Consider the following 22,308-nt stretch of genomic DNA (forward strand, 5'->3'; position numbering starts at 1 on the left):
GGGGCGTTCAAAAAACCGCTCTGTCGGTCAGCGGAGCTCGTGACGTTCGTCCGCAAAGCCAACCGAGACGAGGTACTCGAGGAACTCGTCGAACCGCTCGACGTCACTGGGGGTGTCGGTCGCAAGATGACGTGCCCACTCGATGGCCCACTGGAAGGCGGGATCCGTGCCGCCCTTGCCGTGAATGTACCACCACCGGGCCGCTTTCAGCACGACCAGCGGATTCGTCGGCGGCTGCTCACCGGCGAGCCCACGGGTGATGGATTCGATTTCGTCAGGGACGTCGGCGGAATCGACCTCCGCTGATTGCGTGTTTGCGATATCAACCGGAATCTCGTCGATCGAGACGTTGTCGGGACGCTGTTGTTGACTCACTGGAAGTCACCTCTGAGGGCTCTCGAAGGAGCCCTCGCCCTCTCGGGGGCACGAAAAACAGGTCACGAAATCACGCCGGCGGGAGGTAGACGCTCTGCTCGCCGGCGATCTCCTCCAGGTTATTCCGATGACGGTGGCTGAAGTAGCACTCGTAGCTGCAGTATCCACAGATTGCGCCGGAATCGTATTCGGCCACGTACGGGCCGCGGCGAGTTCGCCAAACGTTCGTCCCGCATTCGGTACAGGCGGCGTCCTCGAGATCGGCAGGACTCGGTCCCTCGTACTCGACGTCGAGCCCCTCGTCTTGCGGTGTCGTTTCGGGCCAGATTCCGTGGGTCCTCCAAAACTCACGGACGCGAGCGAGGCTGTGGCGCACCGTCTTTCGCACGGTGACGTGGTCGGCGTCGCGACCGCTGTCGTCCCAGCCGTCGGCCGTCCAGAACTCACCGAATTGTGCACCGCGATGCAGCCCGTTCCAGTCGACGCCGACGATGTCGGCTGGTGGCTCGTCCGTGAGTGTCGGTCTGGTCAGCTGTCGAATGGCGTCGAGCTGCTTGGGCGGACTCCCTCCAAGGATGTGGACGCGCCGCCCTCTCCAATCGGCTGGATCGGAGAAATCGTGGGCCAGTCGGTCGGCGTATCCCCGTGAATACCCGAGGACGAGGGTCTCGGGTATCGCGTCGATCACCGCTCGCGACTTCGGAACGACGATGAGCTCGGCCTCGGGATAGCTCGCTTGGATCTCACGGGCAGCAGCGACGTGGGCGTCGACGTCGTCGATCTCGTCGACGTCCCCGATGACCCCGACCTCTGGTTCGTACTCGAAGAAACGGTCGACGAACCGCTCCAGATCGGGATTCCGGAAATCGTTGTCGAGCATCCCAACGGGAATCTCGAGATTCAGGTACTGATCCGTCTGATACCCACAGTCTTCCCGAAACCCGGGGAGAAATCCGAGGGCGAGAGCATCGCCGGCAAAGGGAGCTCGGTGGAGGAACGCCACGAAGTCTGTTTGTCTGGCGGCGGCGATTTCGCGGGCGGTGCTGGCGCTGGAGCTCAGCTCGAGGGACATGATTAGGCTCGCGAGGCCGCTGCTGGCTGCCCCGCACCCTTTCAGGGGCCGGAAAAACCGAGGCACAGCAGATTAACCAACAATAGGGGGAACTCACGCAGAGTGTGTTGGTTAAGAATAGGGCTTACTTTTCGTCCTCACGCAGCTCTTCAGCCTTCCACTTGAGCCGGCGCAGAATCTGCGTCCGGTTCTGATGGGCGTTCTCGTAGGCAACACACTCCTGAAGAGTCTCCATATCGGGAATCGTCGCGATACCGGCCTTAATCAGGCGCGTGTTCGATGCTTCAAGCCGCTTCTCTGGCGGGAATTCGTCGCTCTCTTCGTCGTTAGTGGTTCCCATCTCGAAGAGCCTCCACCCCTTTGGGGCCGACACAAACAGCTCTCCGGACGATGACGCCCCATCTCTAATAGAGATAAAACCGATACAACAGTTACCGTAATGGTCATCCCCCGCGAGTGTTTACAGCCCCGTATGGAGCGAAAGACGATCTCCGTCACCGGGATGTCGTGCAACGGGTGCGAACAGAACGTGGAGACCGCCCTGCGAAACCTCGACGGTGTGAGTCGGGTCGAGGCCAATCACGACGCTGACGCGGTCGACGTGGTCCTCGAGGATGGAGTCGCAGACGACGACGTGAACGCGGCAATCGAACAGGCTGGCTACGACGTCGTGGCTTAGTCGGCCGTCACTTGGCTGTCTCCACGTTCGCCGTCGGTCCGTTCTTCTAGGGCGAACTTGGTGTTGACACCCTCGCCGGAGAGGAGCTGACCAGCGAAGCTGTTGGCGAGGACGGCCGAGACAGACAACACCATCGCAAGCATCGCGAACACTGGGTGAACGAGCCCTGTGGTCGCGGCGGCGACGCCGATGCCGTTGAACGCGAAGGCCGTCGCGAGGTTCTGACGGGTCTTCCGGTAGCTCTCTTTCCCGATCTCGTAGGCGTCCATCACGCCACCAAGCCGGTCGCCCATCAGGACGATATCCGCTGACTCGATGGCGATATCGGTCCCTGCGCCGATGGCGATACCAATGTCCGCCTGCGTGAGTGCGGGAGCGTCGTTGATGCCGTCGCCGACCATCGCGACGCGGTAACCCTCGTCCTGCAGGCGACCGATCTCTTCGCGTTTCTCGTCGGGCAGCACGTCTGCCATAACGCGGTCGATGCTGACCTCCTCGGCGACCGCGTTCGCGGTGCGCTCGTTGTCCCCGGTGATCATCACGGGCGTAATGCCGACCTCTGTCATCCGCTGGACGGTCGCAGCGGCGTCGCTCTTGACCTCGTCACCGATACCGATCAGGCCGATGAGGTCACCGCCACGAACAACTCCAGCAACGGTGAGGCCGCGGCCTTGGAGTCGCTCAATATCGGCGTCTCCCTTCGACAGGTCGATCCCCTCGTCGCTGAGCCATCCCGGTTTCCCGACCAGCACGTCGTCGCTGGCCACGGTTACCCGGACGCCCTTGCCGGTCACGGAATCGAAGGCGTCGGGGTCTCCGTACTCGAAGCCTTGCTCGTCGGCGGCCTCGAGGATCGCATCGGCAAGTGGATGTTCGGAGAACGCCTCCGCGCTGGCCGCAGTCGTGAGTACATCCACCTCGTCGGCACCGAAGGCGACGACCTCACTGACGGCGGGTTCGCCGTCAGTGATCGTGCCAGTCTTGTCCAGCACGATGTGGTCGACGTCGGGGAAAATCTGGAAGGCGTCACCGGAGCGCATCAGGATGCCTCGGTCAGCGGCCTTCCCGCCGCCCCGAATTAGCGCGAGCGGTGTCGCCATCCCGAGGGCACATGGATAGCCGAGCACGAGGACCGCCAGCGCTGCGAACGCCCCGCGCTGGACGTTGGGGGCTGCACCCCACGCAAGCGGTGCGACCACCCAGAAGAGGAACGAGAGCGCGGCAATCGTCAAGACGCCTGGGACGAAGTACTTGAGGACGCGGTCGGCGAGCTGAATGATGCCGGGCTTCATAGCGCGTGCTTCCTCGATTTCGCGGGCCACCTGGTTCAGGAACGCGTCCTCGCCCGTTGCAGTTACCTTGATGAGCAGCGTCCCGGTCTCGTTGACGCTGCCGCCGATCACTCCGTCGCCCTTCGCCTTCTCCTCGGGGATGGACTCACCGGTGGCAACCGACTCGTCGACTGTGGATTTACCCTCGACGACCTCACCGTCGACGGGGATGTTCTCGCCGGGCTTGACCCGGACGTAGTCGCCGACGTCGAGGTCGTCGAGGGGGACTTCCTCGACGTCACCGTCATCACTGACGCGGCGTGCTGTGTCGGGCTGGAGGTCGAGCAGGTTCTGCACGGCCTGTGAGGCTCGTGTGCGGACGATGAGGCTCGTATATTCGGAGAGGATGTGGTAGGTGGTGATGAACACGGAGACGGCGAAGAAGTGGACGGTCGGGAAGCTTGGGAAGACAAACAGGCCGAGTAACCCACCGAGGAGCCCTGCGAAGGCGCCCGCCTCTAGGAGGACGTGCTGGTTGAAGATCCCCCGGCGAAGGCTCTGGAACGCCTTCTGTTTGATGTAGCGACCGGGACCGAACATCGTCCCGAGGGCCAGCCCAAAGGCCACCAGATCCATCGCCGGTGACGCTGACTCGAAGCGTCCCATTACGAGAATCATCCACCCCATCAGGGCAGCGACAACGATAGATGCGCCGCCGGCGATGAGGAGACGGCGCTTCCCGTCGGCGAGTTCGGCCTGCTGCTGCTCGTATCGTTTCGCCTTGTCCGGATCTCGGATGGTGTAGCCGAGATCCCGAAGCGTGTCCTTCACCTCGACCTCGCTCAGGCGGTCATCGTCGTACTGGACGAGGACCTCCTCGTGGGCGAGACTTACGTCGACGTCCTCGACGCCGTCGGTCCGGCTGTAGGCCTTCTTGATACTCTCGGCACAGAAGGAGCAGGACATTCCCCCGACGTTGAATTGTTCGTGTGTCGTTCCCATCGTGGTCGCTAGTTACCCAGCGAAGTGGATAACCATTACGACTAGTATTATAGCGGTATCGAACAACTAAGACTGCTATCGAATGTGTAGCGTTACTCTTACTATCGTCGTTCCCCTACGTCCTCACAAGAATGGCGCTCCTCGAATCCGACGTGCCGATCCGTGAAGTCGTGACGACGGCCCCGGAGAAAGCGAAAGCGTTGGAGAACGACGTCCGGGCGAAGATTCTCGATATGCTCGCAACCGAGGAAATGACGATCGAGGAGATCCACGACGAACTGCATCGTCGCGGTGAGGAGAAGGCCGAGACGACGGTGCGCCACCACGTGAACGTCCTGAAGGACGCAGGGATGGTTGAGATCGCCCGTCTTGAGGAAGCTGGCGGCGGGACGCGGAAGTTCTACAAGTCGAACACGCGGATTTTCTCGTATGACCTTCCAGAGGACGCCGAGCAGACGCTCGCTGGGGCGCAGGAAACCGCGACAGCCGAATTAGCAGGACTCGTCGAGACGCTCTATGGGGAGCACGGCGACGAGATCGAGGCGGTGGCACGAGAAATGAAGCCGTGCGAGTACTGTGCAACACAGCATTACGAGGAGTTCGTCCTCCGGGAACTGCTAAATCGCACGCTTATTGACCTCACTGAGAATGGGACGGTGGAGAGCGTTCGGCGTGATTCAGAAGACGCCGGCGATGAAGCCGAGTCCCATGACGACGAGGACGATCGCTGAGAACAGCGGCAGGTACGGTGTGTACTTCTCCACCGTTTCTTCGTACTCCTGAAAGCCGGCGATGAGGAGCATCGTTAACCCGACGATGCCGACGATGACCGTCAGCGCATACGCAGTCATCAGCTCCAGACAGTACGTCGAACCGGCACAGAGGCCGATAATCTCGAATTCTTCTTCGTGAGCGAACCCGAGGACGAATGCGAACCAGGCGATTCCGAGTAGCCCGCGGTCGGCGTCAGTAGCCGGATCGGTCCTGTGCTCGTGGGAGTGCCCTCTGATTTCTCCAAGCCGAGTTTTCACCCAGGTAAGAAGCCCATCCGGGGAGTGTTCGTGCGTGGGTGACGTGCCGTGACTGTGGTGGGTCGACTGCTCCTCCGTATGCTCATCGTGGTCGTCCTCGTGCTGGTGAGAATGGCCGTGTGTGTACTCTCGAATCCCGAGTCCGATGAGTAAGATGCCTGCGACGATGCTGACCGGACCGCCGATGGATACGCCGCCAAGAATCGAGATCGGCTCGTTCACCTGCGTCAACCGAAAATAGGATTTCGCGTAAAAGAACACGCCGACCATCGCCAGACTGCTAATGAGGTGGCCGATGCCGATTAGCAAGCTGCTGGCGAGTCCGTAGAGCCACTTGTTGGATTGATCGAGCGCATAGCTCGCAGCGACCGGCCATCCGTGTCCGGGCTCGATTCCGTGTACAAATCCGAGCGCAATCGCGCCGACCAATACTGGTAACGCCTCGCCGTGGAGCATTCATCTATATCTCTATCCCTGCGCTGTATAGCGGTTGTTAAGACTGAAACGGGGATCCTGTAATAATCGAGGGGTCAAGACAGTAGGGGATCAATTGGGGAGTATGCGCACGAGCTTGAACGTGTCTGAGGACATTCTCGAGGAGTTCGACGAGACGTGGCAGGCTGAGGGGTTGGATTCCCGCTCGCGGGCGATTCGTGAAGCGATGCAGGAATACATCGAGGGGCACTCACAACTCGAAGAGGTTTCGGGTGAGGTCGTCGCTGTACTGGCGTTCGATTACCAGCACCACGAGGTGATTCACGATCTCCATACTGCCCAGCACCAGTTTCAGGACATCATCGAGACGATGAGCCACACCCACCAGGGCGAGTGGTGTTTAGAGACCGTCTTCTGTCATGGCGATGCGGCGCGGGTGCGGGAACTCGTGTATCGGCTCCGTGATTTCGATGGGGTCGGTCGCGTGAAGACGATGCTCCTCCGCAGTACTGCGCCGGCCGACCCGGAGTGAGATTCATTCGATACAGCAGCTCATTGTCGACGTGTCCCGTCGGAATGCCTGACAGGCGTGTTTGAACGCCTCGCTGAACGTCGGGAACGGGTGGACGGTGTCGATGATGTCGTCGACGGTGAGGCCGAACGTCACCGCCAGCGTGGCTTCCATGATCATGTCGGCGGCACGAGGTCCGACCATGTGGACGCCGACGATCTCGTCGGTCTCGTGGTGTTTGACGACCTGGACGAGGCCATCCGTGTTCTTGACTGCCTTCGCCCGCGGGACATCCGCCATCTGGATGGTCTGGCACGAACAGGTGCCGTGCTCGTCCATATACTCGCGTTCTGTCGTCCCGACGGCTGCGACTTCCGGGTTGGTGAACACGACTGCGGGGACTGCATCGTAGTCGATGCTGACGCCCTCGTTGCCGAAGGCGTTCTTGACGGCGTGATTGCCCTCCTTGGCGGCGACCGTCTCCAGTTCGGGCTCGCCGATCACGTCGCCCGCTGCGTAGACGTCGGGATTCGTCGTCTGGAAATGCTCGTCGACGTGGATCGCGCCATCGGATTCGGTCTCGACGCTGACTGCTTCCAAGCCGATGTCCTCGCTGTTGGGCTGGACGCCTGTCGCGACGAACAACGCCTCGGCGGTGAACGCTCGTTTCTCGCCCTCAATGACAGTCTCCACAGCGACGCCCTGCTGACCAGAGTCAGCACTACTGTCGGTAGCCACACCCTGAACCTGCTGGAAGTCGTTACCGGTCATGATGTCGATCCCTTCCTCGCGGAAGGCTCGTTCCATCTCCCGGCCGAGCTGGCCTTCCATACCTGAGAGCACGTGACCGGAGCGCTGGAGAACCCTCACGTCGACGCCGACACGGTGGAGGATCTGGCCCCACTCCAGCGCGATGTACCCGCCGCCGACTATCAGAATACTCTCGGGAAGGTCGCGCTCCTCGAGGATTGTCTCGCTCGTGTAGTAGTCGATGTCGTCGAGGCCGTCGATGGGTGGCGCCCACGGTGAGCTTCCAGTCGCGACGAGCGCTTTCTTCCCAGTAATGTGCGCGCCCTCGTCGGCGCCGTCGACGACCTCAATGGTCGTGTCGTCCACCAGCTGGCCGTAGCCCTCGTAGATGTCGGTCTCGAAGTGCTCGGCGACGTCGACGTAGTTCTCCTGCCGGAACCGCTCGACGAGTTCGTTGGTGCCGTCGAGGGCGTCGGCCCAGTCGACAGTCGGCTCTTCGGGATATGTGACGGCGTCGAAGGGATTCTCCGACGCTGCAGCGCCACTCTCGGCGACGGCGAGCAAATGCTTACTCGGGACACAGCCGACGTTCACGCACGTCCCGCCGATGGGCAAGCCCGTATTCACCATCGCCGTCGAGAGGTCCCGCCGGCTTGCTTCAGTGATCGCGGCGAAGGCTGCGGCGCCCCCACCGAGAATCACGAGATCATAGTCGGAGGTGTGAGTCATCTATACCGATACTTTACGACAGGAAGTTCTTATACTCCAGAGTCCGAAGCGATGGAGTAGGTTGGAGGCCACGAAGCTATGGCAGATACTACTTCATCGGCGCCCGCGTGCGATATCGACGGGACGTGCTACTGCCCGCTCACAGGAGTTATCGACACGTTGAGCCGGAAATACGCGATGCAGCTCGTCAGCATCATCGGCGCACACGACTCACTGCGATTCGCGGAAATCGAAGATCATCTTCCGACTGCGAGCACGTCGACGATCTCGAAACGCCTCACTGAGTTCGAAGAGGCAGGACTCGTCTCACGGACGCAGTACAACGAAATTCCGCCACGCGTCGAATACACGCTAACTGACGAGGGGGATGAGATTCGTTCGAGATTAGAACCGCTTCTTGAGTGGGCGACGGCGAACTCCTGACGTACGGACTCCAGTGAATTACATCCCACATCTGAAGCTCCTCCATTCAGGTGGGGGTGTTAACCCAAAGACTATCCTTTCTTCGTGTGCTACTGTGGCGTATGATAAACGAGGGAGCGTCTGCACCGTCATTTACTCTTCCAGGTCTCCGTGACGGAGAACAAACCGAGTACAGCTTGGATGAGACAACAGCCAATGATCGGGCTGCGTTGCTGGTATTTTACCCGTTTGATTTCAGTCCTGTTTGTACAAACGAACTGTGTGCGATTCGCGATGCAGAGTGGTTTCAGCTGACGCCGGCGCTCGATGTCTGGGCAATTTCAGGTGACAGCGTCTACGCCCACCGAGCATTCGCCGAGGAATACGGCCTCAATTTCCCGTTACTTAGTGATAGTTCCGGGCGGGTTGCCGAGTCGTATGATGTCTATTATGACGAATGGGAGAACCACGAGCGCGTCCCGCAGCGTGCCGTGTTCCTTATCGACTCCGAGCAAACGATTCGATACGCCTGGGCGACAGAAGATGCACTCGAGAAGCCGGATTTCTTCCCTGTTAAAGACGCTCTTGAGACGCTGGAAGCGGAACGCGATGAACTCGGTCCTGAGGATGTCGAATTAGCAGTCGAATATAATGAGGAACCGGAACCGCTCACGTAAACTGCTATTTGAGGATCGTTTCAGTGAACGCCGCTCCGACAATCAGCTCATCGCATCTTGGAACCGCTCACGGAGCGCATCCTCACGCTCCTCGAACTGGTCGACCTTCTCCTGTAGATCATCGTTGACGCGCTCGATGCACGCGAGCGCCCGCTCGCCGGCAAGCGACGCCTGCGACCCATCATCGCCATCCGCTTCCAACTGCTCCTCGTAGGCTCGCTCGACGCGCTCGATGGTGCCCTCCGGGTTGAACAGGATGTCGTTGGCCGTGCGAACGTAGCCGTCCAGCGACGCACCCTCCTTGCCTTGGAAGAAGTGGGTGAGCGCGTATGTCGCGCCGGAGTGCAGTGTCCACATATCGATCTCGAACGGCGACGCTGCGTTCGCCTCGGCATCTTCGGCAGCACGCTCTGCGAGATAGTCCGGGAATCCTAGCAGGCTGTAAAACTCGGTGACGGTGAACGGGAGCTCCGAGAAGTCGAGGTCGATGTCCTGGGCGTCCCGGATGAACTCGAAGAGGTCGTCGGCGACGAGTTCGACCTGTGCGAGGATCTCCTCCCACCAGGTCCGGAAGTTCCGCACGTCGCCGACATGCTTGATGACCTCCTTGTCGGTGAGCGAGCGCATCGTGTTCGAACAGTAGCCGTCCTGAGCGAAGCCCTCCACGTAGACGGCGTGCTCGCCGAAGAAGTCGTAGCCCGACGTGACGCCCATTGTGATCGGATCCGACCGGCCGGGGAGGCGCACCTCGAGGCCATCGAACATGATGTCCATATGGACTTCGCCGCCGCCCCGGTAGCGCCGAATCTCGCCGAACATCACCTCGCCCAGCGGCGTCTCGTCGATGGTCTCCTCGCGGAGGACCTCCTCCAACGGCCCGTAGACGTCGACTGGATTGATAATCGCGTAACTGTCCGTAGGGACGTGAAATAGTGGGTCTGTGTCGGGCTCATCGTCTGTCGCGTGGTCGCGCGCTCTCGTCGGCTCGACCAAGGCGTTGAAGCGCTCCGTTTCGACCCACTCGTCGGAGTAGGGATTCCAGTATGCGACTGTTGTCTCGACGGCCTGCGGGAGGTCACGAATCGCCTCGGCGAAGGTTCTCGGTTCGTCGACCGTTTTCTTCCTGCGGTACCAGTCAGGTAGTTCTGTATCGGTTCGTCCATCGACGCCAGCGAATACGGTTTTGGATTCTGGGTCTTTCATTGCAATCACCTCGAAATCGAATTCGTCACCAGCGACGGCGCTCTCATCACGCGCCCTGCGCCCCTCTCACGGGCGCAAAAACAACCTCTTAACCAACATTCTACCCAGAAATTCAGCCTTGTTGGTTAACCGTCTGAACGGTCCCGATACCTGGCTTCGACTCTCAGGTTCACTCGTCGGCTTGGCGTCGACGGCGCACCTGTTCAGGATTCGGTACCCACGGATGTGTGTCCCAGCAATGGAGGGCGTGCTCTCGTGCCGTGTCGAACAGCGCCTCACACGACCTACATTCGTAGGCGGTTTCGGGCCAGCGTTCTGTGACGAACATTGCCGTCACCGTCGACCTGACTGGATCTGGTGCGGCCGACCGCTGAACGTAGTCATAGCCGATCACTGTCCGTCGACGAAGCGCCGATTGCGCCAGCCGGTCGGGCTTGTCCGCCGGGAGATACACCCACCGGACGAACGCCTCTTCTGAGTCCTTCGCCGAGGGTTGAAGGATGAACCACCGGTCATGATCGTCGCGGAAGAGATACCGTTCTGTTCCCCGATTTTGGAGATAGAGCGGATCGCCGCGCCCGGCAATCACCCGCAGACCGATGGACGGGGAAATTGGGGTGAGGAGTCGCTCTTCCAGCGTGAGCGAGCGGGACTCACCGGCCGAATTCTCGGTCTCGAAGTCGTCAAGCGTCGCTTCGTCAGTCATGATTCGCCGGGATTCGTCTCGCCGGTGTCTTCCCCGCCTGTTCGCTCATGCCGGTCGTTGTATCGCTTGAGTTCTCGACCGGAAGTGTTCGATGGTCGAGTGGGGCGGGATACGCCCGGTCCCCCTGCGCACAAAGTATGATCAACCACTTTTCGCTCCCTTCGGCGAGGACGACGTAGTGGTCGATATCCCGACGTTGGAAGACTGTCCGATCTGTCCGGCTCACCGCACTCCAGTTCGCCGGCAGTGACGCCGACGGGCCGCCACCGTCCGGCGTGAGGGCGTGGTGGTCCTGGAACTCACCGAGTGCAGCTTTGATGTCGTCACCGGTAAGATGCCAGCAATCAGCCGGGCCATCGCACGCCAATTGACTGATCACCTCGTTTCGGAACTAGATGTAGTGTTGGTGAGCGAACGCTTCGTCATCCGTGTAATCGAGGAGGAGTGCGAGCGCGAGTTGTGCCGGACCACTACCACCGTATCCCCATTCGAATCCCGAGGGACTGTGGTTCACCAGCGCGAGACTCCGCTCTGGCGTGAGCCGTTCTTGCCCGGGACGTTTCTCGACGATAGCCTGCCCGCTCTGCCGATACCCGACGTAGGCGATGTCGCAGTCGCTCGCTGGGCGTGTCTGTTCAATCGAGTGTGTGTCGCTAGGTCTACTCATCGGTCTGTTCGGGAGCTACTCGTTCGAGCACCCCCGCACCCCTCAGGGGGCCAAAAACAGCCACAGGAACTGCTTTCTCCTACGCGAGATGGGAGACATCGGCTGGTTCGTCGACATCGTCGAACTGGCCTCGTTCGACCGGCTGCCAGTCATCACCGGGTGCTGGACTCCACCAGTCGACCTTGTAGGCACCTGGTGCGCCGAGGATCTTCACCCGTGCCGACCCATCGGGTAGGTCGCGACGGAGCTTCTCGTCGACGTGGAGGTTCCACGTTGAGTGGGTGTCGAAGCAGGCGAGGACGGCCTCCTCGTAGCCGCGTGTCTCTCGGGATTCCTGAAATTCGACCTGCGTGTTGCAGTTCTTGCAGAACACACCTTCGAACGGAATGTGACTGAATACCTCGTGTCCGCAGACGGGACACCAGAGGAACTCGAACAGTGCTTCGCTGTGGCGGTCGATGACTTCCAGACTCATCTGTGGATCTGGCCCGATTGAGACGGGCCACCCCTCTCGGCCCAAAAATAAACGTCACCGCAGATACGTTCCAATCAATCAGCGCTCGGCGCCGTACACGATTCTCGAGGATGTTTCGTACCCACAGTTCCGACATTCGAACCAGCGCTGAACCTTCGCGCCGTCAGCCGTTTTCCCACCGATTGCTACATCGCTGTTCGAACACTCGGGACAACTCAGTTCGGGCGCTGGCTGGTCACGGAGCTCGTCACGGAACGATTTCGCGTCCTTCGTCTCGTACCCCCGCGACCACACTGGGTAGCCGTCGACAAGGATTGCGCCACGCCATTTGTACCGGTAGGAGTCCGGCGCTCGGTGTAAGACAGCCCGAGCTCCGGTCTCGGTATTCCGGTATGCGAGTGTGGGCGTGCGGCTCTCGCGCTTCCAATTTGTGATCCGGGACATCTGTTAGAAGTGGACGTCGGCGGGCACGATCCAGAGCTCCTCGCTCTCCTCCAGCACTCGATCCAGTTGCTCGCGATGGCGGATACCGTTCGCGTACTCGTTGTACAGAAACACCGTCGGCCCGTCGTAGGCGCCGACCTGGTGGAAGGCGTGCCGAGCGAGATCTTCGTCGCGCATGATCTCCTCGTCGGAGAGTTCGTCGAGTGCCTCCTTCACCCGTTCGAGATTCCGCTCGAATTCCTCTTTCGTCGCCTCCCAGCCACGCTCAAGCAGGTCTTGGCCGTCATCGGAGTCGACGGGGGCTGCAGTCGGCAACTCACCCCATCGCGCCTTCCCCGCAACGGACGTGTCCTCCTCATCGAACGTCACGTGGTAGTCGAAGACGGCGCCGACGTGTGGGTCCGCGCCGACCAGGCGGTCGAACACCGTCTTTCCGGTGGATAGTGCTTCGTCTTCTGTCGATGCTTCTACCAGACTGTAAATGACCATGTGCATCTCGAACACCTCGAAGCGCCGACGCACCGGGAGTCGTTGCTCGCTCCTGCTGCGCCGGCACCCATCGCCGGCGCTCGAAAAACCTGATCTAGCGGTCGATTCTTAGGACTCGTTCGCTCGGTCGACTGTGATGGTTAGATCGCCCGATTCGTAGTCGGCCTCGAAGTCGACGGTGAACGCATCCGAGTCGTACGCGGCGTGGTAGGCACGGTGTCGTTCGAGTGTCCCCGTCGCCTTGAAATGGAAGAACGCAGCTGAGGTGTAGGGCTTGCTCTGAGTCTCGACCTGCGTCTCGACAGAGGCCGGGAGCGCGATTTGTGGTGTGTCCGTGTCGATACTCGCAGCGAACGCCTTCGCTTCCTCGACGGTCGCTTGCGAATGTGCCGGTGTCTCGCCGGTGAGCAGGTTTACCGGCGTCTCGGTATCGTCGGTGAACAGGACATCGTGGAAGATGCGCGTCCCGAGGACTGCGTCAGGACCCAACTCGCAATCGTGGAATGGATCGTCGTCTGGATTCTCGGGCATCAAATCACGAGCCAACGGTGGGGCTCAGTCCTTTCTGCCCCAGACAAACCACAACTTGTCTCGATGTAGCGGAGGTAAGTCCCGAAAGAAGAGCGTCCTGCCCGCACTTCCCGCCGCAGAATCAGGCGTCGATGATTCGATCGGGCTCGATTCGTGACAACCGCATCGCGTTCCCGGTGACGCCGAGGCTCATCCCCATATCTCCGACAACGACTGCCAGCGCAACGCTGACCAGGCCCAGCGGCACGCCTAACGCGAGCAGAAGCTTCACGCCGAGGCTCGCCCAGATGTTCTGCCGGATCACGCCGTTGGCCGTATGCGACAGGTCGTACAGGTACGGGAGTTTCCCGATGTCGTCGCCCATCAACGCAATATCAGCCGTTTCGAGGGCGGTGTCGGTGCCCGCCGCGCCCATCGCGATGCCGACCTCCGCAGTGGCGAGCGCGGGGGCGTCATTGATGCCGTCGCCGACCATCGCGACCTCCCCGTACTCCGCCTGTAACTCCTCGACTGCGTCGACCTTCTCGTCGGGCAGGAGTTCGGCGCGATACTCATCGACACCGACCTGCTCGGCGATGGCGCGGGCGGTGCCCTCGTTGTCGCCGGTCAGCATCACCACGCGCTCGACGCCCAGCTCGTGCAGGCGTTCGACAGCCCGCTTCGAGGCCGGGCGCACCTCGTCGGCGATGGCGATTGCACCCAGCAGTTCCGACTCCGTCCCGACGATAACGACCGTCTTGCCCTCCCGCTCCAGTGAGGTGAGCGCGTCCTCGGCGAATGCCCCGTCGTCGTACTCGGCCGCCTCTTCCGCCGCGACGCCGCCGTCCGTCTCGCGGCGTGCCCGAGCGAGGTCGAAGCCCAGCTCCTCGAAGAGCGCGGGCTTGCCCGCATAGTACGTCTTGCCGTCGATCTCCCCGCGGATGCCCTTTCCGGTGAGGCTCTCGAAGCCACTCGGGTCGGGCAGGTCGCCCACGCCCGCCTCCTCAGCACGGGCGAGAATCGCCGCAGCGATGGGGTGCTCACTGCGCCGCTCCAGCCCGGCGGCGCGACGGAGCAGATCATCCTCAGTGGTGTCGCCGACCGGGACGACATCGGTGACGGCGAGTTCGCCCTTCGTGAGCGTCCCCGTCTTGTCGAGCGCGACGGCATCGACTTCGCCCATCGCTTCGAGGTAGTTGCCGCCCTTGATCAGGACGCCGTTCTTCGCGGCGCTGGTGATGCCCGACACCACCGAGACGGGTGTGGAGATGACGAACGCACAGGGGCAGGCGATTACCAGCAGGGTGAGCCCGCGGATGAACCAGGTCTGCCAGTCGCCGGCGAAAGTGAACCCGTACCCGGCCACGTCCACCGAGATGGGGTCGGCGATAACCAGCGGCGGGATAGCGGCGGTCAGGATTGCCAGCACGACGACGAGGGGTGTGTAGTAGCCGGAGAAGCGGTCGACGAACTGCTCAGACTCGGTCTTCTTCGCCTGTGCGCCCTGTACCATCTCGATGATGCGCGAGAGCGTCGAATCGCCAGCGGTCGAGGTGACCTCTACCTCGAGGTACCCCCCTTCGTTGATCGCGCCGGCGTAGACCTCGTCGCCGGCAGTCTTGTCGACGGGGACGCTCTCGCCCGTGATCGGCGACTGGTCGACTGCACTCTCGCCGTCGATGACCGTTCCGTCGAGCGGAATCTTGTCGCCGGGGCGGACGACGACGGTCTCGCCAACGTCGACCTCCTCGGCGGGAACGGTCACTTCCTCACCATCGCGAAGGACGGTCGCCTCGTCGGGCGAGAGTTCCATCAGCTCGCGCAGGGAGTCCCGTGCCCTGTCCATCGCGTAGTCCTCGAGCAGCTCGGCGATGCTGAATAGGACGGCCAGCGTGGCGGCCTCGACGAAGTAGCCGATACCGGTCGCCGCGATGATCGCCGTCCCCATCAGCAGGTCGATGTCGAGGCTTCGGTTCTTCGCGGAGTAGTACCCGCTACGGACGACGGGGATGCCGCTGGCGGCGACGGCGCCGAGGAACAGGACATCTGCGATGTGGAGCGGGTACTCGAGGACGCTCGCCACCGTGACGTTCTGTCCGGTGAGGAGGAATTCGAAGAGGAGGCCGAGCGTGACGAACGCCGCGCCGAGCCACGTCTTCTTCGCGCGAGGACTCGTCCAGACCTCCGATGGTGGCGCGATGTCGACGCCGTCGGTCGCCTGGTTGTCCTCATCATCGCCCTCAGCGACCGAGCCCCCGACGACCTCGTAGCCGGCGCCTTCAATCGCCTTGATTACGTCGGCTTCGCTAGTCCGATCAGGGTCGTACGTGACGTTGGCCGTGCCGGTGGTCGGCTGGAGCGTGGCGTCAGTAATGCCGTCGACACGCTGGAGGCTCTTGTCCACCTTTTGGGCGCAAGAGGGACAGTCCATCTCGGGAACGGCGAGGCGGGCGGTCAGCTCACGTCGCTGTCCGCCGCCGCTCGTTTCTCCTGCTGCGTCCGGATTCTCTGTCATTACCTCACGGTAGGAGTGGGAGTTCGATATGTCTTTGTTGGAATATTCCAACTGCGGCCCTCAGTGCGATGCCAGCCGTTCTTCAGCTACCCGCTCGCCGGCGACATATTGCTTCGCTAAATGTTCTTCCGCCCGCCGGAGTCGGTAGGTGAGTGTTGACCGTGGCACGTCGAGATGCACGGCGAGCTCGCCGACGTCGACCTCGCGGGGCGACTCGTAATAGCCGTGTTCGACCGCGGCCTGAAGCGCGGCCTCCTGGGCTGGCGGGAGGCCGCTCGGTGTCCCGTCGCGTCCCCCCGCTGCTGTCGTCGTGTCCGCTGTGCGGAGCATCTCCATCTGGGCGCACTCCCCGACGGCGGCCTCCAGCGCGTCGAAGAACGCCGCCACGTCGCCATCGCCGGAGTGGATGAGTCGCCACGTGTAGTGGCGGCCCTCGTGACGGGTCTCGAACAAGACGCCGTCGCCGAGGTGGTCGCGAGCGATGTGGGGGACTGAGGCGCAGGTAGGGGTGCGCTCCCAATCTGAGTAGAGGATGAGCGCGTCGTCCGTGCGGTCGAGGACGCGGGTGGTCTGTGTGGCGCCGCAATCCTCAGTCGCCAGACAGTCGGCGTAGTAGTCGCCGGTGAGAAAGGCGTCCTCGATAGCGTCGAGCGCCTCAGGAGTTCCGGTAGCATGGTCGACCCGCCAGAGACGTTCGGCAGTGGCGTACAGCGAGAGCGAGCGGACGCGGGCGTCGGAGTGGTCGGCGAGAGCGTCAGCCACCCGGTTACAGCCCGGCTCGTATTCGAGTGCGAAGATGAGTTCGCGCATATCCTGTGTACGGCCTCCTACGACATAACCCATGGTCCGGGGTGATGTCTACTGGCGGGTATCAGATCACGTCGTCCGGGTCGTGGACCTCCTGCATTCGCTGCGCTTCGGCCGCGTATTGTTCCTGGAGGTCTAGCTCATCGACCATGCCAAGATTGTCGAGTTCAGCATCGACTGCTGCCGTCGTATCTCGGACATCGGTAAATGAGGTTAGCGCCCGCTCCTTCCGATAGTACTGTTCGCCATCGGGCGTTGCGTAGGTGAGGATGATCAGGTTCTGTTCGTCATCGGAGTACGTCCGTTCGACAAGCCAAACACGAACGTCATCTTCAGACTGATTTGACATACTTAGACATCCCCCGATATCCACTAAGGGATTGGTGTTACGACTTGCCGAGATTCGCCTTCTCGAAGGGTGATTCTCCTGTCGGAATAAGCAGCTCCTGTCGGTCTCCGACCCGCTCAGCGAGCTTCCGTTTCAGATACTGTCTCGCCGTTGACGGTGTGAAGACGCCCTTGTCGATCATATCGCCGACGACGTCTTTGAGGGCCGCGAACTGGCCCTGCAGGTGGCCGTCGCCGATCGGCTCGCCGTCGTACCAGCGCACCGTCGCGAGCGCGCCGTTCCCGACTGTCTCTCCCTGTTCGACCGTCTCCGAGTCGTACTGGAGCCCGAACCACAGCGTCCGATAGGCGGTCACCTCGAACGTCGTCGACACCACGAAGAACGCCTCGTGGTGGAGGTAGTCGAGATGGTCCGCGACGATCTCGTCGAGGGTGAGCCCGGTGGCACGGGGCTTCGGTTCGACGACCGTCGACGGTCGGTCTTCGCCGGCGAGGTAGCCGTCGACGGCATCTGCCTCGAGGCCATCGGCTAACTCCGCCAGCAGCTGTTTCGCCCACTTGGAGTCGGTGTCTTCGCCACCGAACGGCGACTCAGCCGAGATTCGGTGCTTGAGCTTCAGATTTGATGCACCCCAATGAGAGTAATGGAGCGTGTACTGTCCGTCGGTTCGTTCGTACGCAACAAGTGCGCGGTGGCCCATTGAACAATCACCTCGCAGAACGATCCACGACTGGATCGCCCCGCACCCCTCCCGGGGGACGAACAACGCTACTCGTCGATCGGGTCGGGGGAACTGAGGTCCGCGTACAGCACCTCACCGTCGCGGACGACGTACCGTTTCGCCAGCACGGGAAATCGGCATTTGGTAAATCCGGCTGTCTGGATGTCGAATTCTTCGTCCGGTTCGAGATACTCCGCGAGCGACCGGAGGAACTCGTGGGTGACGATGCCACCGTCGTAGTCAGGAAGCCCGTTCTCACGGGCCTCGTACACTTCGAAGCTATCGTAGCCCCAGATGATCAGTTCGCCGTCGTCGTCCACCTCCCAGTTGAGCGTCCCGAAGCAGTGGTTCTCACAGAGCTGGCGGACGGCCTGTGGGTCTGTTACGAGCGCGCCGGTCGATGTCGTTGCGGCTTGGAGAGTTGCCATCGGTTGTTCTCGGGAGCTGTCTCGCGCCCCCGCACCCCTTCAGGGGGCGAGCAACTGCTCACGCTGTGACGGCCACATGACGTTGCGCTGCCGATGCATCGAGCTGTCAGGATTCTCTGTTGACGTCACCGTCCCTCGTCGTATTCGGTTGGGTGAGAACATCCACCTGCTCGAGGAGCGTCGTCGCGGTGCTAATTCGCTCTTGATCAGCGGGCTCCAATTGGTCGCTGTCGATACTGGTGAGGCTACTGAGCGCGCGGTGGAGTCGATAGCCGGGGGTGTCTCGTGGGTCCATGTGTGCGCCTCCGCCAATTTCCGGCGCGAAAAAACACCGGCGGGCAGTCTGGGAGTGATCACGAACTGACCTCTAGTTAACCAACAGAACGAGTCGATATCAGGTCCGTTGGTTAAACTGACTCCGTCTCTATTGATCGGCTTCTGGTTCGGGTCCATAGCGAGGTGTCCCGCACCGCTGACACTCCCACATGGGCTGCCCGGTCCACTCATCATCGGGGACAGCCTCGAATTCGCGGAATCGATGCTTAGTCTCCTGATCACATTCCCGACACTCGAGGTGAGTCCTGTTTGGGCGCTCGCGTCGTGGCTGTTCGGTATCGGTCTTGTCAACGGATTCCTGGAGCGCAATCGCTGGCACCAGCCAGAAGTCGTCGTCTGCGTCCTCACGAAGGCTTGCAAGCCCCTCTTCGGTGCGAACCGCGCTCCCGGTTTCGTCGTAGAGAAACGTCGCGTGTTCGCCGTCATGACACGACGTCGTCGTCTCTGGCGGCGATGTCTGGTTGCGAGCGGACGTGAGCAGCTGAGTACCACATTCAGACGTGACTCGTGTCGCCGAGGGGAGCGAGGGCCACTGATCGACAAGCTGTGGGGCCGGTTCCTCGTCGAGGTCGTAGATTAGCTTGCAGTCATCGACGACTGGGTCATCATCTGCCTTCGCGAGGAGGGTCGCCGCAGCAGATCCCTTCCCGACGGCGCCGTAGAACGTCGACGCCTCAACGAGCAGCTGGACGACGTGGAGGAGAGTGCATTCGGCAGTCGATGTGTCCTGGTCGTCGGCTCCTTCGAGATGGTTCGTGAGACAGAACCGGCACTTCGACTGGCCAGCGGGGATTGACGCTCCACAGGAAGCGCACTCGGTCTCATCTGCTGTCGGGCCGTCTGGATAGCCCGCGTCGACGCCACCGGAGCGCTGCCGCCGGGGCTCACCACTACTACTGGCGAGTTGATCGTCGGGAACGTGGGTCGCTTCGCCGAGCGGTCGGAGGGCTTCGTAGTCGGCGTACTGGTCGGTCATAGAGTGATCTGGCCGTATCATGCTTCGTCTTCGGATTTAAACAATGGCTCTCACATCAATCAGACAACAAAATACAACCGAAAATCAGCAGTGTGGGCGTTAGACAGCCAGTTCGTCCAGTGTGTCGCGGTGGGTCCGCACGGTGACCACTGAGACGTTCGCTACTTCAGCGATGTCCGACTGGGTGAGCCACCGCCCGTCTTCGCGTCCAGCTTTGTACAGACAGGCTGCGGCGAACCCGGATGGTCGAACCCCCGTGGTTGCTCCGGTCGATTCGGATGCTTCCGCCAGCTGCCGAGCCCGCTGCCGGATCTGATCGGAGACGTCGAGCTCCGAGGCCAACCGCGGAACGAACGCACTCGGCGACACGGGCTGGGCCGGCAGGCCAAGTTCCGTATTCAGCGTCGTGTATGCGTTCGTCACCCGCGATTGCTCGACGCGCGCTGACTCGGTGATGTCGTCGAGCGTTCGCGGCCGCCCGTTGCACCGACACGCTCCGTAGACACTCGCGGCGGCCATCGCCTCGATTGAGCGGCCCTGCAGAAGATCCTCGTTCTGCGCACTCCGAAAGAGCTGACACGCCTGGTCACGGATCGTCTCGGACAGTTCGAGTGCGCTCGCGATCCGGTGGACTTCACCGAGGCCGTGGGCGAGATTGCGCTCGGCTTTCGATTGAAACCGACCCCGGGACTGTTCTCGTCGCATCCGGGATAGCTGCCGGCGCTTCCGCCCGGAGAGTTCGTTCCCGTTCGCGTCGGTTCCGCGGCCGATTTCCGTCGACAACCCTCGATCGTGTCGTGCCGCCGTCAACGGAGCGCCTGTGCGCTCGCGCTCATCTTCGTCGAACGCTCGCCACTCTGGCCCGTGGTCGATTCGCTGCTCGTCGATGACAAGGCCACAGTCCTCGCAGACGGTTTCGACCGCGTTGGTGGTGACCCGGCCGTCGCACTCGGGACACTGATTCGATTTCGTGTCGGATTGGACGTCTTCGTCGAAGCCAGTTTCGTAGATGTCTCTGATTGCCATGAATACACACGAGGGGACGCACGCGAATCGCGTCTCTCGGAATGCCCCTCACCCATCACGGGGCAAATACACACCACACAGGACGTCGCTGACACCGATGGACTGCGGTGGCGAAAGCCCGGCCGCGCAACGGCGCTGTGCGCCGTGAGCAGCCCGGACCGTGGAGGTGGTGGGAGGTGGCGGTGACCGCGTACACACCAGCAAAAAGGGGCGCGTCGCTCCGGCTCCTCATCGACTGGGATGTCTGAATCCCAACCAGACTACATTTATTGGTGCCCAAGTCGTAGTTTTCCCGTTATGAAACCCGATACGCGCGAAATCATCAACGAGGAGCTCTGGCGGAGCGTCGTCTGGCTGGCCATCGGCCTGTTTGGCTGGTCGCTTATCCTCACGTCGACAGATGTGCTTGCGGCAACAGCGCTCACTGCGCTGGGATTACCACTCCTCACAGCAGCGGTGCTGGCAGCGGTAATGGTCGGGATCCGTCTAGTGACTGGCTTCGAACTGAAAGCGAAGACCGAAGGCAGCCAGCTTCTCTGGTTGATCGTCGGGAGTGTGCTTGGAGGGTTCGTCGTGCTCTACGACGTGCTCGTGAACGGACGTGACCCGCTCATCGTCCTCGGCTACGCTGTCGCTGTCGGGCTCGGGGTCCTGATCTGGCGTGTCGCTCGGCGACAACAGTCGACGGCGTGAGTATGGATTGGCTCACTGCATACAACGGCCTCCTCGTTCGTATGGGGCTGTATCTTTTGATTTTCTGGCCGACGGTCGGGTACTATGTGTACCGGGATTCGGTGAAACGAGGATTGTCCTCGCCGCAACTTCGCGGGGTCACGTATGGGTTCCTGGGAGTACCAGGGCTGCTCGTCTATTTGTACCGGAAAACTCGTGCAGAGACGCAGTCAGCGTAGCCGTCGAGGTATAGCCACAGAGAACGGTTCGAACGGGCAGTATCTGAGAACAGTTGGATTCTATCAAACGAGCGCTATGTACGATAAGCCTCCCTCAACTCACCATCGCCTGTTTTCATCCCATAACATCGACCGACCACTCTAATTGGTAGTTACAGGGTATTGAGTGAGCTATCTCAATTGACAATTGACGGCCCATACTGAAGAACCAGCCCAGGAATAATTACGCCGACGAGAATGAGGACGCCGACAAGCATGGTATACGGAAGAGCAGTGAAGGTACTCAATCCGAGGAAGAGCGCCACCGCTACGAATACACAGACTGAAATCACAACGTTCTCTCGGGAAACAAATGGTTCGTTCCGTACGATGATGCCCATTGAAACAGCCAGCAGTACTAAAATCGCGATTACTGCAGCGGTGAACACCTGCATTGAGTCGATTGCAAGTCCGTAGAACAACCCCAGACCGGCGAACACGTACGCGAGCCCCAAGGCTGCGAGCCCGGCCAACTCTGTGCGTGAACGGTCGGCTTCCTCGTTATCCACAGTTGTTGGCATATGGTTATTTTGATAGCCACGACATATAACACCCTGTTATATCGGGGAATTGACCGCTGAGACCAGCCTACAGTACTCGATAGAATTTCCGTGTTGCATACAGAGGGAAGATATATCATGCCAGCAGGAATTTCGAAAGGTATGTCTGGTTCAGAATTTCCGTCCTCGTGGGGTGATCCTCGATACATCACCGCTATTGTCGGTGTGCTTGCTGTCGCCGTACTGTATGTCTATAGCGCCCTCACGCAGTC

The 22,308-nt window shown here is 61.1% G+C and carries 27 protein-coding genes and 1 pseudogene; 6 read left to right on the forward strand and 22 right to left on the reverse strand.

What is annotated here, in order from left to right; all coding sequences use genetic code 11:
- Positions 1-27: 27 nt before the first annotated feature.
- The 3 genes from EGH23_RS16735 to EGH23_RS16745 all read right to left on the reverse strand — a co-directional run bounded on the left by EGH23_RS16735 (position 28) and on the right by EGH23_RS16745 (position 1,787).
- On the reverse strand, positions 28-375 hold the full coding sequence (locus EGH23_RS16735) for a DUF8013 domain-containing protein (RefSeq protein ID WP_220581133.1): 348 nt from the start codon (positions 373-375) through the stop codon (positions 28-30).
- A gap of 70 nt (positions 376-445) precedes the next feature.
- On the reverse strand, positions 446-1,447 hold the full coding sequence (locus tag EGH23_RS16740) for a DUF6610 family protein (RefSeq protein WP_220581134.1): 1,002 nt from the start codon (positions 1,445-1,447) through the stop codon (positions 446-448).
- A gap of 124 nt (positions 1,448-1,571) precedes the next feature.
- Positions 1,572-1,787, reverse strand: a complete 216-nt coding sequence (locus EGH23_RS16745; protein WP_220581135.1) for a DUF8129 domain-containing protein — start codon at positions 1,785-1,787, stop codon at positions 1,572-1,574.
- 132 nt (positions 1,788-1,919) lie between these two features.
- On the opposite strand from EGH23_RS16745, the gene EGH23_RS16750 reads away from it, so the two are divergent.
- Positions 1,920-2,126, forward strand: a complete 207-nt coding sequence (locus EGH23_RS16750; protein ID WP_220581136.1) for a heavy-metal-associated domain-containing protein — start codon at positions 1,920-1,922, stop codon at positions 2,124-2,126.
- Here EGH23_RS16750 and EGH23_RS16755 read toward each other — a convergent pair.
- Positions 2,123-4,399 carry a heavy metal translocating P-type ATPase gene (locus EGH23_RS16755; protein WP_220581137.1) on the reverse strand — a complete coding sequence of 759 codons (2,277 nt, stop codon included), beginning with the start codon at positions 4,397-4,399 and terminating at the stop codon, positions 2,123-2,125. The two genes, EGH23_RS16750 and EGH23_RS16755, sit on opposite strands and share 4 nt — an antisense overlap.
- Before the next feature lie 131 nt (positions 4,400-4,530).
- Here EGH23_RS16755 and EGH23_RS16760 point away from each other — a divergent pair, with 131 nt between their 5' ends.
- Positions 4,531-5,130 (forward strand): ArsR/SmtB family transcription factor, encoded by a 600-nt coding sequence (locus EGH23_RS16760; RefSeq protein WP_220581138.1) that lies wholly within the window; start codon positions 4,531-4,533, stop codon positions 5,128-5,130.
- On the opposite strand, the gene EGH23_RS16765 is transcribed toward EGH23_RS16760, so the two are convergent.
- The gene (locus tag EGH23_RS16765) at positions 5,077-5,886 is read right to left on the reverse strand and encodes a hypothetical protein (protein ID WP_220581139.1); all 810 of its coding nucleotides are present in this window, start codon (positions 5,884-5,886) and stop codon (positions 5,077-5,079) included. The genes EGH23_RS16760 and EGH23_RS16765 overlap by 54 nt on opposite strands.
- A 103-nt stretch (positions 5,887-5,989) precedes the next feature.
- Here EGH23_RS16765 and EGH23_RS16770 point away from each other — a divergent pair, with 103 nt between their 5' ends.
- Complete coding sequence (locus EGH23_RS16770) at positions 5,990-6,397, forward strand: CopG family ribbon-helix-helix protein (protein WP_220581140.1); 408 nt, start codon at positions 5,990-5,992, stop codon at positions 6,395-6,397.
- Between the two features lie 3 nt (positions 6,398-6,400).
- Here EGH23_RS16770 and merA read toward each other — a convergent pair whose 3' ends face one another.
- Positions 6,401-7,855 (reverse strand): mercury(II) reductase, encoded by a 1,455-nt coding sequence (gene merA / locus EGH23_RS16775; protein WP_220581141.1) that lies wholly within the window; start codon positions 7,853-7,855, stop codon positions 6,401-6,403.
- 78 nt (positions 7,856-7,933) lie between these two features.
- Here merA and EGH23_RS16780 point away from each other — a divergent pair, with 78 nt between their 5' ends.
- Together EGH23_RS16780 and EGH23_RS16785 are read left to right on the forward strand one after the other, a co-directional pair.
- Positions 7,934-8,278, forward strand: a complete 345-nt coding sequence (locus EGH23_RS16780) for a winged helix-turn-helix transcriptional regulator (RefSeq protein WP_220581142.1) — start codon at positions 7,934-7,936, stop codon at positions 8,276-8,278.
- Positions 8,279-8,379: 101 nt separating this feature from the next.
- Positions 8,380-8,934 carry a peroxiredoxin gene (locus tag EGH23_RS16785; RefSeq protein ID WP_220581143.1) on the forward strand — a complete coding sequence of 185 codons (555 nt, stop codon included), beginning with the start codon at positions 8,380-8,382 and terminating at the stop codon, positions 8,932-8,934.
- A gap of 42 nt (positions 8,935-8,976) precedes the next feature.
- On the opposite strand, the gene EGH23_RS16790 is transcribed toward EGH23_RS16785, so the two are convergent.
- The 15 genes and pseudogenes from EGH23_RS16790 to EGH23_RS16860 form a co-directional block, all read right to left on the reverse strand.
- The gene (locus tag EGH23_RS16790) at positions 8,977-10,137 is read right to left on the reverse strand and encodes a hypothetical protein (protein WP_220581144.1); all 1,161 of its coding nucleotides are present in this window, start codon (positions 10,135-10,137) and stop codon (positions 8,977-8,979) included.
- Between the two features lie 169 nt (positions 10,138-10,306).
- A complete protein-coding gene (locus EGH23_RS16795; protein ID WP_220581145.1) occupies positions 10,307-10,843 on the reverse strand; it encodes a hypothetical protein in 537 nt (178 codons plus the stop codon).
- Between the two features lie 298 nt (positions 10,844-11,141).
- A pseudogene (locus EGH23_RS26425) lies at positions 11,142-11,510 on the reverse strand (DUF6166 domain-containing protein); the annotation flags it as partial.
- 79 nt (positions 11,511-11,589) lie between these two features.
- Positions 11,590-11,985, reverse strand: coding sequence for a DUF7567 family protein (locus EGH23_RS16805; RefSeq protein WP_220581146.1), 396 nt, complete (start codon positions 11,983-11,985; stop codon positions 11,590-11,592).
- Positions 11,986-12,063: 78 nt separating this feature from the next.
- Positions 12,064-12,429: a DUF7568 family protein gene (locus EGH23_RS16810; protein WP_220581147.1), complete on the reverse strand. Its 366-nt coding sequence runs from the start codon at positions 12,427-12,429 to the stop codon at positions 12,064-12,066.
- Between the two features lie 3 nt (positions 12,430-12,432).
- Entirely contained in the window at positions 12,433-12,924 is a 492-nt protein-coding gene (locus EGH23_RS16815) for a DUF7995 family protein (RefSeq protein WP_220581148.1), read from the reverse strand.
- Between the two features lie 102 nt (positions 12,925-13,026).
- The gene (locus EGH23_RS16820) at positions 13,027-13,449 is read right to left on the reverse strand and encodes a DUF8025 family protein (RefSeq protein ID WP_220581149.1); all 423 of its coding nucleotides are present in this window, start codon (positions 13,447-13,449) and stop codon (positions 13,027-13,029) included.
- Positions 13,450-13,570: 121 nt separating this feature from the next.
- On the reverse strand, positions 13,571-15,943 hold the full coding sequence (locus EGH23_RS16825) for a heavy metal translocating P-type ATPase (protein WP_220581150.1): 2,373 nt from the start codon (positions 15,941-15,943) through the stop codon (positions 13,571-13,573).
- Positions 15,944-16,003: 60 nt separating this feature from the next.
- On the reverse strand, positions 16,004-16,753 hold the full coding sequence (locus tag EGH23_RS16830) for a helix-turn-helix domain-containing protein (RefSeq protein WP_220581151.1): 750 nt from the start codon (positions 16,751-16,753) through the stop codon (positions 16,004-16,006).
- Between the two features lie 61 nt (positions 16,754-16,814).
- Positions 16,815-17,099 (reverse strand): DUF7967 family protein, encoded by a 285-nt coding sequence (locus EGH23_RS16835; protein ID WP_220581152.1) that lies wholly within the window; start codon positions 17,097-17,099, stop codon positions 16,815-16,817.
- 37 nt (positions 17,100-17,136) lie between these two features.
- Entirely contained in the window at positions 17,137-17,799 is a 663-nt protein-coding gene (locus EGH23_RS16840) for a DUF6735 family protein (protein ID WP_220581153.1), read from the reverse strand.
- A gap of 68 nt (positions 17,800-17,867) precedes the next feature.
- Entirely contained in the window at positions 17,868-18,248 is a 381-nt protein-coding gene (locus tag EGH23_RS16845) for a hypothetical protein (protein WP_058366987.1), read from the reverse strand.
- 106 nt (positions 18,249-18,354) lie between these two features.
- The gene (locus EGH23_RS16850; RefSeq protein ID WP_049983731.1) at positions 18,355-18,543 is read right to left on the reverse strand and encodes a DUF8012 family protein; all 189 of its coding nucleotides are present in this window, start codon (positions 18,541-18,543) and stop codon (positions 18,355-18,357) included.
- A gap of 129 nt (positions 18,544-18,672) precedes the next feature.
- Entirely contained in the window at positions 18,673-19,560 is an 888-nt protein-coding gene (locus EGH23_RS16855) for a biosurfactant protein 1 (RefSeq protein ID WP_220581154.1), read from the reverse strand.
- A 99-nt stretch (positions 19,561-19,659) separates the two neighbouring features.
- Complete coding sequence (locus tag EGH23_RS16860; protein WP_220581155.1) at positions 19,660-20,586, reverse strand: transcription initiation factor IIB; 927 nt, start codon at positions 20,584-20,586, stop codon at positions 19,660-19,662.
- 297 nt (positions 20,587-20,883) lie between these two features.
- Between EGH23_RS16860 and EGH23_RS16865 the strand changes: the two genes are divergently transcribed.
- Positions 20,884-21,279 carry a hypothetical protein gene (locus EGH23_RS16865; protein WP_220581156.1) on the forward strand — a complete coding sequence of 132 codons (396 nt, stop codon included), beginning with the start codon at positions 20,884-20,886 and terminating at the stop codon, positions 21,277-21,279.
- A 394-nt stretch (positions 21,280-21,673) separates the two neighbouring features.
- On the opposite strand, the gene EGH23_RS16870 is transcribed toward EGH23_RS16865, so the two are convergent.
- Positions 21,674-22,057 carry a DUF7987 family protein gene (locus tag EGH23_RS16870; RefSeq protein ID WP_119712830.1) on the reverse strand — a complete coding sequence of 128 codons (384 nt, stop codon included), beginning with the start codon at positions 22,055-22,057 and terminating at the stop codon, positions 21,674-21,676.
- Positions 22,058-22,308 lie beyond the last annotated feature (251 nt).

Source organism: Haloarcula nitratireducens (assembly GCF_019599505.1).

Coding starts and splice junctions, on each gene's coding strand:
- EGH23_RS16740 (WP_220581134.1), bottom strand. CDS start 1,447: ATGTCCCTCGAGCTGAGCTCCAGCGCCAGCACCGCCCGCGAAATCGCC.
- EGH23_RS16745 (WP_220581135.1), bottom strand. CDS start 1,787: ATGGGAACCACTAACGACGAAGAGAGCGACGAATTCCCGCCAGAGAAG.
- EGH23_RS16750 (WP_220581136.1), top strand. CDS start 1,920: ATGGAGCGAAAGACGATCTCCGTCACCGGGATGTCGTGCAACGGGTGC.
- EGH23_RS16755 (WP_220581137.1), bottom strand. CDS start 4,399: ATGGGAACGACACACGAACAATTCAACGTCGGGGGAATGTCCTGCTCC.
- EGH23_RS16760 (WP_220581138.1), top strand. CDS start 4,531: ATGGCGCTCCTCGAATCCGACGTGCCGATCCGTGAAGTCGTGACGACG.
- EGH23_RS16765 (WP_220581139.1), bottom strand. CDS start 5,886: ATGCTCCACGGCGAGGCGTTACCAGTATTGGTCGGCGCGATTGCGCTC.
- EGH23_RS16770 (WP_220581140.1), top strand. CDS start 5,990: ATGCGCACGAGCTTGAACGTGTCTGAGGACATTCTCGAGGAGTTCGAC.
- merA (WP_220581141.1), bottom strand. CDS start 7,855: ATGACTCACACCTCCGACTATGATCTCGTGATTCTCGGTGGGGGCGCC.
- EGH23_RS16780 (WP_220581142.1), top strand. CDS start 7,934: ATGGCAGATACTACTTCATCGGCGCCCGCGTGCGATATCGACGGGACG.
- EGH23_RS16785 (WP_220581143.1), top strand. CDS start 8,380: ATGATAAACGAGGGAGCGTCTGCACCGTCATTTACTCTTCCAGGTCTC.
- EGH23_RS16790 (WP_220581144.1), bottom strand. CDS start 10,137: ATGAAAGACCCAGAATCCAAAACCGTATTCGCTGGCGTCGATGGACGA.
- EGH23_RS16795 (WP_220581145.1), bottom strand. CDS start 10,843: ATGACTGACGAAGCGACGCTTGACGACTTCGAGACCGAGAATTCGGCC.
- EGH23_RS16805 (WP_220581146.1), bottom strand. CDS start 11,985: ATGAGTCTGGAAGTCATCGACCGCCACAGCGAAGCACTGTTCGAGTTC.
- EGH23_RS16810 (WP_220581147.1), bottom strand. CDS start 12,429: ATGTCCCGGATCACAAATTGGAAGCGCGAGAGCCGCACGCCCACACTC.
- EGH23_RS16815 (WP_220581148.1), bottom strand. CDS start 12,924: ATGCACATGGTCATTTACAGTCTGGTAGAAGCATCGACAGAAGACGAA.
- EGH23_RS16820 (WP_220581149.1), bottom strand. CDS start 13,449: ATGCCCGAGAATCCAGACGACGATCCATTCCACGATTGCGAGTTGGGT.
- EGH23_RS16825 (WP_220581150.1), bottom strand. CDS start 15,943: ATGACAGAGAATCCGGACGCAGCAGGAGAAACGAGCGGCGGCGGACAG.
- EGH23_RS16830 (WP_220581151.1), bottom strand. CDS start 16,753: ATGCGCGAACTCATCTTCGCACTCGAATACGAGCCGGGCTGTAACCGG.
- EGH23_RS16835 (WP_220581152.1), bottom strand. CDS start 17,099: ATGTCAAATCAGTCTGAAGATGACGTTCGTGTTTGGCTTGTCGAACGG.
- EGH23_RS16840 (WP_220581153.1), bottom strand. CDS start 17,799: ATGGGCCACCGCGCACTTGTTGCGTACGAACGAACCGACGGACAGTAC.
- EGH23_RS16845 (WP_058366987.1), bottom strand. CDS start 18,248: ATGGCAACTCTCCAAGCCGCAACGACATCGACCGGCGCGCTCGTAACA.
- EGH23_RS16850 (WP_049983731.1), bottom strand. CDS start 18,543: ATGGACCCACGAGACACCCCCGGCTATCGACTCCACCGCGCGCTCAGT.
- EGH23_RS16855 (WP_220581154.1), bottom strand. CDS start 19,560: ATGACCGACCAGTACGCCGACTACGAAGCCCTCCGACCGCTCGGCGAA.
- EGH23_RS16860 (WP_220581155.1), bottom strand. CDS start 20,586: ATGGCAATCAGAGACATCTACGAAACTGGCTTCGACGAAGACGTCCAA.
- EGH23_RS16865 (WP_220581156.1), top strand. CDS start 20,884: ATGAAACCCGATACGCGCGAAATCATCAACGAGGAGCTCTGGCGGAGC.
- EGH23_RS16870 (WP_119712830.1), bottom strand. CDS start 22,057: ATGCCAACAACTGTGGATAACGAGGAAGCCGACCGTTCACGCACAGAG.